The sequence below is a fragment of the Chroococcidiopsis sp. [FACHB-1243] genome (assembly GCF_014696895.1).
In the GTDB taxonomy this organism is placed as follows: Bacteria; Cyanobacteriota; Cyanobacteriia; order Cyanobacteriales; family Chroococcidiopsidaceae; genus Chroococcidiopsis.
In genome coordinates this window covers 1-13,326 of sequence record NZ_JACJQX010000080.1, presented here as the reverse complement: position 1 = coordinate 13,326, position 13,326 = coordinate 1, and the positions used below count along the sequence as shown (strand labels likewise).

At 44.2% G+C, this 13,326-nt stretch carries 16 protein-coding genes; 13 read left to right on the top strand and 3 right to left on the bottom strand.

The window, feature by feature from the left end:
- Positions 1 to 130: 130 nt before the first annotated feature.
- From H6G17_RS30560 to H6G17_RS30525, 8 genes are all read left to right on the top strand, one after another.
- A complete protein-coding gene (locus tag H6G17_RS30560; protein ID WP_192162268.1) occupies positions 131 to 274 on the top strand; it encodes a hypothetical protein in 144 nt (47 codons plus the stop codon).
- A 12-nt stretch (positions 275 to 286) separates the two neighbouring features.
- A complete protein-coding gene (locus tag H6G17_RS30555; protein WP_192162267.1) occupies positions 287 to 772 on the top strand; it encodes a phycobilisome protein in 486 nt (161 codons plus the stop codon).
- A gap of 55 nt (positions 773 to 827) precedes the next feature.
- Positions 828 to 1,496 (top strand): V4R domain-containing protein, encoded by a 669-nt coding sequence (locus H6G17_RS30550; protein WP_192162266.1) that lies wholly within the window; start codon positions 828 to 830, stop codon positions 1,494 to 1,496.
- Between the two features lie 37 nt (positions 1,497 to 1,533).
- Positions 1,534 to 2,016 carry a 2Fe-2S iron-sulfur cluster-binding protein gene (locus H6G17_RS30545; protein ID WP_192162265.1) on the top strand — a complete coding sequence of 161 codons (483 nt, stop codon included), beginning with the start codon at positions 1,534 to 1,536 and terminating at the stop codon, positions 2,014 to 2,016.
- 45 nt (positions 2,017 to 2,061) lie between these two features.
- The gene (locus H6G17_RS30540; RefSeq protein ID WP_192162264.1) at positions 2,062 to 2,535 is read left to right on the top strand and encodes an allophycocyanin; all 474 of its coding nucleotides are present in this window, start codon (positions 2,062 to 2,064) and stop codon (positions 2,533 to 2,535) included.
- A 111-nt stretch (positions 2,536 to 2,646) separates the two neighbouring features.
- The gene (locus tag H6G17_RS30535; protein ID WP_192162263.1) at positions 2,647 to 3,633 is read left to right on the top strand and encodes a tetratricopeptide repeat protein; all 987 of its coding nucleotides are present in this window, start codon (positions 2,647 to 2,649) and stop codon (positions 3,631 to 3,633) included.
- A gap of 458 nt (positions 3,634 to 4,091) precedes the next feature.
- Complete coding sequence (locus H6G17_RS30530; protein WP_192162262.1) at positions 4,092 to 4,970, top strand: serine/threonine-protein kinase; 879 nt, start codon at positions 4,092 to 4,094, stop codon at positions 4,968 to 4,970.
- Between the two features lie 98 nt (positions 4,971 to 5,068).
- Positions 5,069 to 5,791 (top strand): hypothetical protein, encoded by a 723-nt coding sequence (locus H6G17_RS30525; protein ID WP_192162261.1) that lies wholly within the window; start codon positions 5,069 to 5,071, stop codon positions 5,789 to 5,791.
- A gap of 123 nt (positions 5,792 to 5,914) precedes the next feature.
- Here H6G17_RS30525 and H6G17_RS30520 read toward each other — a convergent pair whose 3' ends face one another.
- Both H6G17_RS30520 and folK read right to left on the bottom strand, forming a co-directional pair.
- Positions 5,915 to 6,466, bottom strand: coding sequence for an NUDIX hydrolase (locus H6G17_RS30520; RefSeq protein WP_192162260.1), 552 nt, complete (start codon positions 6,464 to 6,466; stop codon positions 5,915 to 5,917).
- Positions 6,467 to 6,624: 158 nt separating this feature from the next.
- Positions 6,625 to 7,143, bottom strand: a complete 519-nt coding sequence (gene folK, locus H6G17_RS30515) for a 2-amino-4-hydroxy-6-hydroxymethyldihydropteridine diphosphokinase (protein ID WP_192162259.1) — start codon at positions 7,141 to 7,143, stop codon at positions 6,625 to 6,627.
- Positions 7,144 to 7,327: 184 nt separating this feature from the next.
- On the opposite strand from folK, the gene H6G17_RS30510 reads away from it, so the two are divergent.
- Both H6G17_RS30510 and gndA read left to right on the top strand, forming a co-directional pair.
- Positions 7,328 to 9,562: a penicillin-binding protein 1A gene (locus H6G17_RS30510; protein WP_192162258.1), complete on the top strand. Its 2,235-nt coding sequence runs from the start codon at positions 7,328 to 7,330 to the stop codon at positions 9,560 to 9,562.
- 186 nt (positions 9,563 to 9,748) lie between these two features.
- Positions 9,749 to 11,245 carry an NADP-dependent phosphogluconate dehydrogenase gene (gndA, locus tag H6G17_RS30505; RefSeq protein ID WP_192162257.1) on the top strand — a complete coding sequence of 499 codons (1,497 nt, stop codon included), beginning with the start codon at positions 9,749 to 9,751 and terminating at the stop codon, positions 11,243 to 11,245.
- A gap of 46 nt (positions 11,246 to 11,291) precedes the next feature.
- Here the strand turns inward: gndA and H6G17_RS30500 are convergent, their stop codons facing one another.
- Complete coding sequence (locus H6G17_RS30500) at positions 11,292 to 11,624, bottom strand: hypothetical protein (RefSeq protein WP_192162256.1); 333 nt, start codon at positions 11,622 to 11,624, stop codon at positions 11,292 to 11,294.
- A gap of 56 nt (positions 11,625 to 11,680) precedes the next feature.
- On the opposite strand from H6G17_RS30500, the gene H6G17_RS30495 reads away from it, so the two are divergent.
- The 3 genes from H6G17_RS30495 to H6G17_RS30485 are packed head-to-tail and all read left to right on the top strand — an operon-like array spanning position 11,681 to position 13,276.
- Positions 11,681 to 11,884: a hypothetical protein gene (locus H6G17_RS30495; RefSeq protein WP_192162255.1), complete on the top strand. Its 204-nt coding sequence runs from the start codon at positions 11,681 to 11,683 to the stop codon at positions 11,882 to 11,884.
- On the top strand, positions 11,868 to 12,674 hold the full coding sequence (locus H6G17_RS30490; protein WP_192162254.1) for a hypothetical protein: 807 nt from the start codon (positions 11,868 to 11,870) through the stop codon (positions 12,672 to 12,674). The genes H6G17_RS30495 and H6G17_RS30490 overlap by 17 nt, the downstream gene beginning before the upstream one ends.
- Before the next feature lie 41 nt (positions 12,675 to 12,715).
- Positions 12,716 to 13,276, top strand: a complete 561-nt coding sequence (locus H6G17_RS30485; protein WP_347276492.1) for an EamA family transporter — start codon at positions 12,716 to 12,718, stop codon at positions 13,274 to 13,276.
- The last annotated feature ends 50 nt before the right edge of the window (positions 13,277 to 13,326 follow it).

The following is a 13,326-nucleotide window of genomic DNA, read 5'->3' as shown; positions in this document are numbered from 1 at the left end:
TACACAACGTCAACCACACGTTGTACAAAACTTTTTTCGTGAGAAACATGTTGCTTACTCCGCTGCCTAAAACTGTTCACCATTCTATGCTCTGGTTAGTAACTGGGGACAACTAGACCCCTATGCCCGAATGAAACAACGAGTCAGAGATTGTTTTGGATATCTTCCTTGGGAAGGGAATCCAGAAATTGGTACTCTGCCCAAGTCTGCGACTAAGCTACCTCCACCTTTAGCTCCCGAACCGACCTTCTCAGACTTATCAGATCTATTCTAAAGCTGCAAATTTATGTACCCAGAAATCAGAGCCATACTTGATGATGCTGAAGAACGCTATCTTCGGCTAGAAGAAATAGTTGCTTTGAAGCATCATGTTTCATCTCTTGCCCAACGCTTGCAAGTTTATGAAGTGCTGCGGGATAACGAAATTGCCATTTTTCAGCCGATCGCCGACCAACTGCTCGTAGCTTTTCCCCAACACAAACAAGAAACTATCGAACGCGCCTTAAAAAATTGGCTGGGCACGCTACGTTACTGTGCGATGGCAATGCTGTTGAATAATCCCATGTTTCTCCAACATCGTTTGCTGGAATGGCTGACGGACATCATTCAAGTCCACCAAACACAAGGCATTGATACAACCCTTTATCAGTTCCTCATAACTCGCCTGCCAGAAATTCTGACTGAGGAACAAATGGCTCTGCTGCAACCGTTCTTAGCTCAAGTGGAGCAAGCTGTCATGGGAACTTGTAGTGCAGCCGCAGTGCCAGCATAAGCATCACTCGCCAGCATAACTCACTATCAAACAAGCAGAAGCAACAGACAAAATCATGATTACTGTCGCCGATTTAATCAAAGACGAACGCTTACCGGGAAATTATTTTGCCTTTGATGCCTACATTCAGGGTGATTTTGAATCAGGTTTGCTGGAAAATCGCCACGGCGATCGCCTCATAGCAATTCCAGACACGCTGATTCAATCGATTTATACCGCGCTTAACCAAGAAACAGGTCAAGCTTCTGGTGTAGTGCTTGCTAATTGCGGACGCTGGTGGGGCAAAAATTTCTACGCTCGGTTTATCGAACAAGTTAGCGAGTACTACTCCAAGCCGATCAACGAAATGGAGATGGTTGAGTTTACCCAGTGTCTCAGACAGTGTTGGAAAGCTCATGGCTGGGGAACTTTTGAATTAGATTTGAGCTACTACCAACAAGGATTTTTGGTGGTGAAAACTCAGAATTCTCCCTACGCCAAGCAAGCACCCCAAAGCAAACGACCAGTGTGTCACTTTGAAGCAGGTATCCTCCGTGCTTTCTTCAGCCAACTGACAGGTCGAGAACTCCACTGTCTGCAAACAACCTGCGAATCTCTAGGAACTGAGTACAATCACTTTATTCTGGGTTTAGCACAACGAATCAAACCGGCTGATGCTTGGTTAGAAGAACAGCAAGAGCATGAAATTATCATGCACCGACTCTGCAATAGTTCTAATCAATAAAGCAATTAGCAATTAGCAATTAGCCAATCAGGAAAACATGGCAAAGACTGTCAGACTAGAACCAATCGGTGAAGAAACTTCCATTCAAACGAATGGCAACATCCTATCTGTTCTGTTAAAAAATGAACTGAATGTGTTACATGAGTGTGGCGGTCGAGGAATGTGTGCTACCTGCCATGTTTACATTAAAAGTGGCATGGAAGGCTTGTCTTCACCTAGCCGACGCGAACGGCGTACCATTGAGGTCATTACTTCTGCTAACAATAATTCTCGCCTTGCTTGTCAAGCTTTAGTGATTGGTGAAGGCGTAGTCGTTGAATTACCTTCTGGTACGTATGTCAGTGCAATTGATGATATTGAGTCTCTCATTGGCACGCGGGCAGAACAAAATATCCTTCACCCTCTAGACGGTAGAATTCTCGTGGAAGCAGGTAAGTTGGTTACCCGTTCGATGATTACTCAACTTCAAGATACTCGTAGTGAGGTTACCGAGTATCTGAATCACACTAGCGATGCTTAAACACCAATAGTCAAGATTTTTGATTGCCCAGGAGTAGAAAAGTTTATGTTGAGTCAGTTAGCCCGCTTAACCGTAGAAGCGGACGGTCGCTACGCTACTTCAGAAGAACTTCAGTTTCTTAAAGATTACATTGAGTCTCTTGATTCTCGTGTAAGTGCATATCAGAAAATTCAAGCTGCTGAGGCAGAAGTTCTCAGTCAGTTGGAGGCAAAGTGGGCTGCTAACGAGAATCTGTTTGGGCAAGGTAACAATAAACTCAATGTTTCAACTTGCCAACGCGATCTGAAAAATATGATACGTTACACAGCCACAACTGTATTGAGTAGCGACCTCGATCGCTTGCGAGAAAGTTGCTTGCTTTGGTATCAAACTATCGTTCGTGCTTATAAATACGGACATATTGCTAATATCACTTATCCATTACTAAATGAATTGATGAAACAGTTTCTATCTGCTGAAGAAGCAGCGCTTGCATCTCCAGTTTTAGGACTCAATCAAGTAATTTTGGGTAAAACATAACTAGTAGTTAGTAATGGGTAGTTGTTGGTTGTTAGTTATTTGTCGATCGCGATAACCTATTACCCATTACCTATTACCATTTCCTTAATTGAAAATTCACAGTAAGTTACTATGCAAGATAATTTCACAGCACCAGCAAATAAATATCCTTGGTTAGAAAAGGTAGAAATCGCATCGGTAGTTGGTTCGATTGGCGGCGCGATCGCTTCTTTCATGCTCAACCAGGCAGCAGTTGCCGCAATTCCGCTCTCTGTAACTGTCGCACTCAACTTAACTAATCGACGGATACTGTTAGATTATTTAAAACAACACAATCTAGTCACGATTGCTCAAGTATTACAAGAGCAAGTCAAAACTCAATCTAATTTAGAAAGACTGAGTGAAGAGTTGGGAACATTCGAGCAACAAACAGAGAAAAAGCATGGTGAAGCTCAAGCTGGAATTAAGTTGTTAGACGAACATCTTCAACTCACAAATAATAACTTGCAACAAGCACAAGAAAATAGCGATCGCAGTATTGCTCAACTCCAACAGCAAGATACAAACATTCAAAACCAGTTACAAACGCAACTAGAAACACTCAACCAGCAGCTAGAGCAGCTCCAGCAACAAACTAATATGCTGGTACAGGAGCAAAATAGCCGTTTAATGAACGAACAAGCGAAGATTGCCAGAACTGTAGATGCTTTGCGCGATATCGAAACTTGCACTCAAAGTTTGCGGATCAATCCGATTTCTGCCAATGCTTTCTTCAATCGCGGTTTGAGTTATCAACGCTTGGGCGATCGCGAAGCAGCAGTTGGCGACTTTACAGAAGCAATTCGAGTTAATCCTCAATACGCAGAAGCTTTTCAAAGTCGCGGTCTTGCTCATGCCGATCTTGGTGATAAAAAAGCGGCAGTACGGGATTTACGCGAAGCCGCCAGACTGTTCTTTGAGAGCGGTGAGATTGATAAATATCAAATTGCTCGCGACCTCGGTAAGAAGTTTCACGATTTAGATTCGCCTAGTGAAGCTGAAGCGCTCACAGAGGTAGCTTACGAAAGCTCAATGGCAGGATCGTTTGAAGATATTGCTTTAGAGTCTTTGTTCTCTTAATTTAGGTCAATTGGGAGGCGATCGCGCCGTGACAAAATCTAGCTGAGCTATGTAAAATCATTTTTGTCTAGTCCAAAACTAAGCAAGACTTACGCAGTCGATTCCCCAAACCCCCTTAAAAACGGGGCTTAAAGTCCCCCCTTTTTAAGGAGGGAACCAGGGGGGATCGAGATCTCAGATTTTCTTGTGCGTAACTCCTGACTAAGGCAAAGTTGACCAAAATGAATTGGGGTAATGTAACCCCAATTCTCAGTTATTTTCAATTTTTGAGCTATTAGGCAGTGTATCGAGCCTGTTTTGGTAGTTCAAGCATTTATAAAAACTCCGCTAAAAGACTAACATCTAAAATTAAAACTAGCAGATAGTAGGGCAATCATAACAGATTTGATGCAAAGCATTATATCGCTCTAATCGTTGCAATCGACACAAAAGTTAAGATACTTTTTATCCTAAAAACTATGAGTGAAACTTTACCAACTTCCTCCAAATATCATATTTTAAAGCTAGTTGGACAAGGGCAATTCGGACGAGTCTACTGTGCTATTGATAAAAAAAATGGTAGAACTGTAGCACTTAAAGAACTAGATCAACAAAAGTTTCCCACGAAAAAGTTTCTACGAGAATTACATTTCTTGTCTAGCTTGCAGCATCCAAATATCATTTCTTTCCAAGGTATAGAGCATATAAAAAATGCGAGATTTCTGGTTATGGACTATTGCGAAGCCGGAACTTTACGAAATTTCATGCAAAGCGATGACTTTAATCTCATTCACGGTTTAAAATTTATTACAGATATTCTTGCTGGACTAGAACACGCACACACTCGTGGTGTCGTTCACTGCGATATTAAGCCAGAAAATATTTTAATTAGTATAGGTTCTACTAGCTACTTAGCTCGGATTTCTGATTTTGGTTTAGCAAGAGTTTGTCAAGAAAGTTCTACAGATAAAATTATCTGTACTGGTTCTCCTGCATATATGGCTCCAGAAAGATTTTATGGTAAATCTTCTCCAGCGTCAGATCTCTATGCAGTTGGAGTCATGCTGTACGAGTTGGTTTTGGGATTTCGTCCTTTTTCAGGAATGCCAGGAGAATTGATGACAGCCCACATGAATCAAGCTGTGGAAATTCCTAGCGCTGTTCCGCTCTTACTACGTTCTACAATCTCCACTGCCATGCAAAAATTCCCTAACAAGCGGTTTCCATCAGCGGCTGAGATGATGAAGTCAGTTCAATTAGCAATAGAAGTAGAAAAAGTAACCTACGGTAATATTCTCCCTCTAAATTTACCTTCTAATATTCCTTCATTCTCTTACCTAAATAGTACGCAAGCCTAGTAAACTAATAAACTAATCAATTGCGATCGCCACCTTTTTTGTTTAAGAATTTACTTTTTTTTGACAATATCGCGTTACCTTTACTATCGATTAATATCATGAGCTACTTAGTTAAACCTGGATTTTCAACTTGTTATTATATTCGTAAACTTTTGCTACAAAACGAAGAAGAATTGAAAACAATATTGAGTCAAAAAGCTGGTTTTTGCTTCAACACACAAGAAACTTTAGAAAAGCTTTTAAGAGGGATTTATTTAGAAGAAACTATCGAACAACTTTTACAAACTCTTTATGCCGATACTACTGAAATTTCTACTAAAGTTGAAAAATTGGAAGTGTTAGTAGCCAATCATCAAAGAATTTCTGTAGAAAGTCCCCATAATTATCAAGGATTAGGCGAGATTAAACGCCAGATCTTATGGATATTAGGTTTTAAGCGAGTAGCTGTCAAGATTGAAGATATAGTTCAAGCCCTGGTTCAACTGAATGAATATAGTATCAATTACATAGGGCGCACGTTGACTATCAACACATGGAAATCAACTCGTCCTGATTTTGAATGGCTAAATTTATTTGAATTCGATCGGTTTGGCAAAATCACCTTTACCGGACAAGGAAAGGATGTAGCCAATGTCGAACAACTCAATTGGATACAAGAATGGATCGTTGGTTACGTCTGTCAAGTCGCTCAGTTCATCCGCGACTTTACAACTACAATTGAATATAAAAAAATTGGTGAATTACCGGAAGGGGTATTAATTACTCAAGTTACTTCTTACTCTCACTGGGTTGCTGCAAAACCGCGATCGGCACAAGTTTGACAGTTAACAGTTATCAGTCATCAGTAACTAGTGACAAGAATTGAATCTGATTCCACTAGTCACTAGTCACTAGCTACTCACTAAACCCCACTCCCGACTCCCGACTCCCCAACATAAAGTTATTTAATGGGAAGGAAATAAAAACGGTTTAGCTAGGACAAAACTAGCAATAGATTTAGCGTCTACTGGTTGTCCGACGAGAATGGCTTGTTCAAATTCCTGGGGTGTCATGAAGACTGTTTCTATATCTTCATCCGCATCCTGACTAGGAGGCGCATCCAAAGGAACTAAATCTTGCGCCAAAAAACTATAAATAATTTCATCAGAATAACCAGGGGCAAGAAAGAATTGTCCCAGTTTTTGCCATTTTTGAGCGCGATAGCCTGTCTCTTCCTCAATTTCTCTTTGAATTGTTTCAAAAGGTGTTTCATCTGGCTCTACAGTCCCAGCAGGGAATTCTAAAATTCTGCCTTGTGTGGCAAAGCGATATTGCCGTAATAGAATTAATTTACCTTCTGGAGTAATAGGAACAGCTAAAGCGCCTCCAGGGTGGCGGACGCATTCCCAATCGCCTTCAACTTGGTTAGGTAAACGATAGCGATTGACTTCAAAACTAAATTTACGCCCTTGGTAAAACAGGCGATGTTTGAGCAATTGTGGCGGTTCTTGCATCATGTGAGGGAGTAGGGAACAAAATTCAAAATTCAAAATTCACGCATTGGGACAAGCACAAGTCGCAAGTCACAAGTTGCATTTAAAATACGCACCACTTAACAACCGTCAACTGTCAACCAACTACCAACTACCAATTACCATTTTTCACTGATAACTGTTCACTGATAACTGACTCCAGTACAGTCTACAGCTTGAAGTAGCGTGGCGATCGCTTTACCGGATACAGGATCGATCCAATTGGGGGCAATTTCTGCTAGCGGAACGAGAACAAAGGCGCGTTCTCTCATGCGGGGATGAGGTAGGGTAAGGTTAGGAGTATCGAGAATAAGATCGTCGTACAACAGCAGGTCAATGTCAAGCTTCCTCGCGCCCCAACGTTCTTGGCGCACGCGCCCAAATTTTGCTTCAGTTGCCAGTAGAATATCTAACAATTCCTGGGGAGACAGTTGAACCTGAAGTACTGCACAACCATTAATATAGTCTGGCTGAGGTGGTCCCACTGCTTTCGTGCGATACCAGCTAGACTTTGCCGCGATCGCAATCTCAGGCATCTCGGCTAAAGTTGCTAAAGCAGCCTCCACAATAGCCAAAGAATCACCAAGATTACTTCCCAGGGCGATCGCGCAATTAGTAATTGGGAATTGGGAATTGGGAATTGGTAGTTGGTAGTTGGTCACTGATAGCTGATAACTGACAACTGATAACTGTTTAATAGTGTGTCACTTAAGACTCAAATCTTAAACAGGGATTAAAATATGCAAGACGGTTATAGCTTGGAAATGGGACTCGTAGTTGTTACGAGCGATCGCGTTGGTGTGATGGGATTTATCTGCTATTTTGAGGAGTGAGCAACCAAAGCTGATGGAACCAGATTCAACAGGGCAAAGTCCATCTAGAAAATTTTCCGATCGCCACCATGGGCGATCTTCAAGTAGTTCCCAGAAATCATCTATTAAATCTCGCTACAAACCCCTCTATTTTCGGTTCTGGTTTTGGTTGCTTGTGGGTTTTGGCGGTGGGCTAGCGGCATTGAGTAGTGTTTGGTTATCTATAGAGAGTAGTCTACCACCAGCCAATGAACTATTGGCTACCGTGCGGAGTCAAACGCTAACGATCGCGGCTGGAGATGGCACAATTTTACAGCAGCAAGGACCTGCAACTAGAGAACCGTTGAAAATAGAGCAAATTCCCAAACCTCTAGTTCAAGCTTTTATTGCTTCGGAAGACAGGCGCTTTTATCAACATCGCGGTTTCGATCGCCAGGGAATTTTCAGGGCAGTCTGGGCAAATTTGCGTTCGGCTAATTTGGTGGAGGGTGGTAGTACCATTACCCAACAATTAGCACGAATTCTCTTTTTAAATCAAGAGCGGAGTTTGTGGCGCAAACTGAAAGAGATCCGCGTCGCCATGAAGATTGAGGAGAATTTAAGTAAAGACCAAATTTTAGAGCGTTATCTCAACTCAGTTTATTTGGGACAAGGGGCTTATGGCGTAGCAGATGCGGCTTGGGTTTATTTCAGCAAGTCAGTTAACCAGCTGACACTATCTGAGATGGCAACAATTGCCGGATTAGCGCCAGCACCAAATTTTTATTCTCCTACAGTGAATAAATCGGCAGCAATTGGGCGGCGCAACTTGGTATTGCAGCGAATGCAAGAGGATGGAGTCATTACTGCATCTGAGACGACAGCGGCGAAAAATGCTCCTCTAACAATAAAAACCAGTTCTCCCAAACGGCTTCAAGCTAAAGCTTCCTACTTTACTACCTACATTCAACGAGAACTACCCAAATACGTTCCTGCGGATGTCCTTAAAGCAGGCGGACTGACTGTAGAAACTAGCCTCAATCCTAAATGGCAGCAAGCAGCGGAAGCAGTTGTGTTAAAAACTGTAACCGAGAATGGGAAATGGCAAAGATTCGGGCAAGCAGCACTAGTGGCGATCGATCCCCGTAACGGCGAAGTCAGGGCAATGGTAGGAGGGACGGATTTCGGCAAACATCAGTTCAATCGCGCTACCCAAGCCCAAAGACAACCAGGATCGACATTTAAAGGATTTGTCTATACAGCTGCGATCGCTAGCGGTCTTTCTCCTTACAAACAATACCTTGACTCTCCCTTCAAAGTCGATGGTTACGAACCGAAAAACTTCAGCGAGAGATTTCGGGGCGAAATGTCGATGCGGGATGCTCTTGCTGCTTCAATTAACGTAGTCGCAGTCAAGGTGTTAATGGATGTAGGCTTCGACCCTACAATTAAACTCGCCCAATCGATGGGAATTAAATCGCCTTTAATCCCTGCTTATTCTTTAGCTTTAGGTTCGGCAGAAGTCAATTTGTTGGAATTGAGCAGCGCCTATGGTTCTTTGGCAACTGGGGGAATGCATACAGCAGCTCATGGCATCCGGCGAATCCGCGATCGCAGTGGTAATGTTATCTACGATGCCAAGTTTACATCTCGGCGCGTTTTAGACCCAGACAGTGCGGCGATCTCAACTTGGATGTTAAGAAATGTCGTTACTGCCGGAACAGGTGGCGCGGCAGCTTTGGCAAATCGTTCTGTCGCAGGTAAAACTGGTACATCAGATGAAGCCCGCGATCTATGGTTCGTCGGCTACATTCCCCAACTCGTCACTGGAGTTTGGTTAGGAAACGATAACAATCAACCCACGGCAGGTAGTAGCAGTACAGCAGCCTATGCCTGGAATCGGTTTATGGTGCAAGCTGTCGAAGGCATGGAAGTAGAGAAATTTGCCTCTTTACCTAACTTAGACAACCGCAAACCTACGATTAAACGACAACCAGTTAAACCCAGAAAAATATCGATTGGCAAAATCACCGACCAAAATAGCGAAGGTGGTTCTCTACGCCAAGGAGAAAACTCAGAAAATTACCGACCTACCCGCAGAAGACGCAGACGGGATCGACAAAGCCAAGAACTACGCCACAGTCGCTGGCGATCGCGTTTGCAGCGTCAGACCCCCGCTGCCGACCCACAACGCTACAATCGACTCATGGATCGCTTGCGTCAAAATCGCATTCCTCGCCAACCAACGCTATTTCCGAGTCAAGAAACACCGACAGACAATGGGGAATAGGAAGTCGGGGGAAGTCAAAATTCAAAAGTCAAAATTCAAAATAACTCCTGACTCCTCACCAATGACCAATGACCAATGACCAATGACAACTGATGTTTAAGGAATTCGTAAGAGTCCAAAAAAACATGACGAGCTAGACTGAAAGGGAACTCTCCTTGGAAAGTGCAGAGCTTAGCGTAGAATCTTATGGCACAGCAAAGCTTTGGTGTGATTGGACTAGCGGTTATGGGTGAAAACCTTGCCCTAAATGTCGAGCGTAATGGTTTTCCCATCGCAGTTTACAATCGCACTCCCGAAAAAACCAATGCATTCATGACAGAGCGGGCGCAGGGCAAAAATGCCGTCGCTACCTACTCTTTAGAAGAATTTGTCAATGCGCTAGAACGCCCCCGCAAGATTTTGATCATGGTTAAAGCTGGTGCGCCAGTGGATGCAGTAATTCAGCAGCTCAAACCCTTGTTGGATGAAGGCGACATTATCATTGATGGGGGCAACTCGCTGTATGACGATACGGCGCGACGCACCCGCGAATTAGAACCAGAAGGCTTCCGCTTTATCGGTATGGGCGTAAGTGGAGGCGAAGAAGGGGCATTGAATGGTCCTAGCTTAATGCCTGGGGGAACGAAAAGTTCCTACGAATATTTGTCACCGATTTTTAATAAAATTGCCGCTCAAGTAGAAGATGGTCCCTGCGTGACTTATATCGGTCCTGGGGGCGCGGGTCATTACGTCAAAATGGTTCACAATGGCATTGAGTACGGCGATATGCAATTGATTGCCGAAGCCTACAGCCTTCTCAAGGATGGTTTGGGCTTGGATAATCGGCAACTGCACGAAATTTTTGCCGAGTGGAATACTACTGACGAACTCAATTCCTACCTAATTGAGATTACCGCAGATATTTTTCGCTATATCGACCCCGACACCAAAAATCACTTGGTCGATATGATTCTCGATTCTGCCGGACAAAAAGGCACGGGGCGCTGGACGGTGCAAAGTGCTTTGGAATTTGGAGTATGTATTCCTACAATTACAGCGGCGGTAAATGCGCGGATTATGTCCTCGTACAAGCAAGAGCGGGTAGCTGCATCCCAAATGCTGCCTGGTCCTACAGGAACGTATCAGGGTGATGCGAAGGCATTCGTCAATATGGTGCGGGATGCATTGTATTGTTCTAAAATCTGCTCTTACGCTCAAGGAATGGCACTGTTGGCAACAGCTTCCAAAGAGTATTCTTACGACCTGAATTTGAGCGAAATGGCGCGAATTTGGAAAGGCGGCTGTATTATTCGCGCTGGATTTTTAGGTAAAATTCAGAGTGCTTTCATTGAAAATCCGAACTTACCCAACTTGCTATTGGCTCCAGAGTTTAGACAAACAATTCTCGATCGCCAAGATGCATGGCGGGAAGTTTTAGCAGCGGCGGCGAAACTCGGCATTCCCGTACCTGCATTTAGTGCGTCGTTAGATTATTTTGACAGCTACAGGCGCGATCGCTTGCCCCAAAACCTGACGCAAGCTCAACGCGACTACTTCGGCGCTCACACTTACGAACGTACTGACAAAGAAGGCTTCTTCCATACCGAGTGGACGAAGTTCTCCGAGGAATCGGTACAAACTTCTACCCCAGAACCGCTACAAGCAGATCAGCCGACGACTCCTCAGCCAACGGGAAGTCGTTAGGGAAGATACAGGGTGCGTTATCAACGCACCCTTTGAGTATTATTGATTAAAAACCAATTCTAATTTGCACGGAATTACGGCGTGGATAGTAGTATCGTCCGTGCCTGTAGCGGCGGTGATATCTTTTACCATATCTATAAGGATCGTAGAAGCGATCGTACCCATACCGATCGGGACGATAAAGTCGATAGCGCGGGCGGCGATGCCAATCGCGTCTGTATTGTCGATGATAGTCACGGTCGCGCCATCGGGAGGGAAGGACAATAATTCCCGCGCGATCGCCAATCGTGACACCAAAATCTACGCCAGTTTCGGCTTTTGCGGGTGCTGCGGTGCAAATTGTCAGTAATGCAGTCAGTGCAAGAATCTTAGCTTTCATTGCCACTCACCTCAAAACTGGGCGAGGATGAGAACGCGATTTAATTTATACTCTCAGTGTATCAGTTATTAGGGAGCAGGGAGCAGGGAGCAGAGAGAGTCGCGGAGCTGAGGGAGCAATTCGCAATTCAGACACGCACCACTCACTACGCACCACCCAATTACCAATTACCAATTACCACTACTCACTTCTTCGCGACCAAATATACAATAGATAAAATCTATCTTAGGGAAGACATGATGTATGTCCCTTGCTGTTGAGTTAGATGCTGCTGAGAAAAGTACTGTAGTTAAAGTTAGGAGTGCGATCGCTCATGCAGTGGCGGGACGGTTGCGGTTGCGCTTGCTCCAACCAATCGAAGATGCAGCTTATGCTCAATTAGAGCAACAAATTCAATCTTTGGCAGTTGTCGAAAGCGTTAGAGTCAATCCTACAGTGGGTTGTCTGACTATTACTTATGCAGTAACTCAGTTTGCAAGCACTCCTACCCCGCCCTTGGAATTGCTAGCAGCGATCGCACAGGTAAGCAATTTACAAATAGATTTAGGTGCGAAGACATTAGATAGCATGAATTCCGCTCGCCAGCCTGACGCGGCTCAGTCACAGTTGAGGACATTTGGTGCAACGTTGGTTGGTGGAGCGGTAGGAGATATGTTTGGCGGCGCTATCGGTGCTACAGCGGGAGCGATCGTCATGGGACCCGCAGGCGCTATTTTGGGAGGTCAGATTGGCGTTTTTGTTGGTAGTATCATTGGTGCTCAATTTGGTGCTGAAACCGTTCATCATGTTGACCAGTTCGTTTCATTAGCTAATACTCAAGCAACTGGACTCACAGCAGAGCAAATTGCCCAAACCCTACAAAAGAGAGCAGGTGAAAAAATTGGCGAAACTACAGGGCAAATTTTTGGCGCAGTTGCGGGGAAGGTAGTTTTAGGTTCAACGGGGGCAGTTTTTGGCTCGATTGTCGGTGGAGCAATTGGCGCTCAGCTAGGAGAAGACACGGCAACTACAACTAATCTACAGCGATCGCCAAACCTGCTAGTCTTGTAGATTCAGCAGCTAAGATCGGGAAGTCGCTCGACTTTTTGACTGTGCTAGGCATTCTGACAGTTCTTCTATCTTCTTTTGTCTTATCGTTCCATAACATCACCGTTCGAGTTCTATTTGCAGAGCATCTCGTTCTCGGTTTATTTATTTTGGGTGGATACGTCGCACCTGATTTGCCTAACTCTTTCCTGCTAATGGTTATGCGAATGCTGTTAGTGGTTCCACTCATGGCATTTCTCGCACCCAAGTTGTACCTGTCTGCATGGAATGAATTACTAAGTTTATTCAACCGCGATCGCCGCGATGTTTTGGTGCAGGCATGTGGCTGTGGAGTATTGATGTTTGTCTATGTTGCTTCGCTCTACGTTGCCATTGGACTAATTCCGACTGGCATCGCCATGACGCTATTTTTCACCTATCCCATATTCACGGCACTACTAGCTTGGCAGTTTTTTGGCGATCGCCCAACGTTGTTTCGCTGGATAGTCATGGGCATCATTTTAGTAGGTAGCGCCCTAACCATTCCTCAAGCTACGCCTACTCAGAACAGTTATTGGGACTTTAAAGTTTTCTATGCCCAAATGAAGCCAGATTTAGCTCTATGAGCGGCAAATACATCGAAATGAGTCATCAGCCATCGCACCAGACGAAACTC

Bases quoted from the DNA above. Each gene is read 5' to 3' on its own strand.
- H6G17_RS30560 (WP_192162268.1), top strand. From the start codon at position 131: ATGAAACAACGAGTCAGAGATTGTTTTGGATATCTTCCTTGGGAAGGG.
- H6G17_RS30555 (WP_192162267.1), top strand. From the start codon at position 287: ATGTACCCAGAAATCAGAGCCATACTTGATGATGCTGAAGAACGCTAT.
- H6G17_RS30550 (WP_192162266.1), top strand. From the start codon at position 828: ATGATTACTGTCGCCGATTTAATCAAAGACGAACGCTTACCGGGAAAT.
- H6G17_RS30545 (WP_192162265.1), top strand. From the start codon at position 1,534: ATGGCAAAGACTGTCAGACTAGAACCAATCGGTGAAGAAACTTCCATT.
- H6G17_RS30540 (WP_192162264.1), top strand. From the start codon at position 2,062: ATGTTGAGTCAGTTAGCCCGCTTAACCGTAGAAGCGGACGGTCGCTAC.
- H6G17_RS30535 (WP_192162263.1), top strand. From the start codon at position 2,647: ATGCAAGATAATTTCACAGCACCAGCAAATAAATATCCTTGGTTAGAA.
- H6G17_RS30530 (WP_192162262.1), top strand. From the start codon at position 4,092: ATGAGTGAAACTTTACCAACTTCCTCCAAATATCATATTTTAAAGCTA.
- H6G17_RS30525 (WP_192162261.1), top strand. From the start codon at position 5,069: ATGAGCTACTTAGTTAAACCTGGATTTTCAACTTGTTATTATATTCGT.
- H6G17_RS30520 (WP_192162260.1), bottom strand. From the start codon at position 6,466: ATGATGCAAGAACCGCCACAATTGCTCAAACATCGCCTGTTTTACCAA.
- H6G17_RS30510 (WP_192162258.1), top strand. From the start codon at position 7,328: ATGGAACCAGATTCAACAGGGCAAAGTCCATCTAGAAAATTTTCCGAT.
- gndA (WP_192162257.1), top strand. From the start codon at position 9,749: ATGGCACAGCAAAGCTTTGGTGTGATTGGACTAGCGGTTATGGGTGAA.
- H6G17_RS30500 (WP_192162256.1), bottom strand. From the start codon at position 11,624: ATGAAAGCTAAGATTCTTGCACTGACTGCATTACTGACAATTTGCACC.
- H6G17_RS30490 (WP_192162254.1), top strand. From the start codon at position 11,868: ATGTCCCTTGCTGTTGAGTTAGATGCTGCTGAGAAAAGTACTGTAGTT.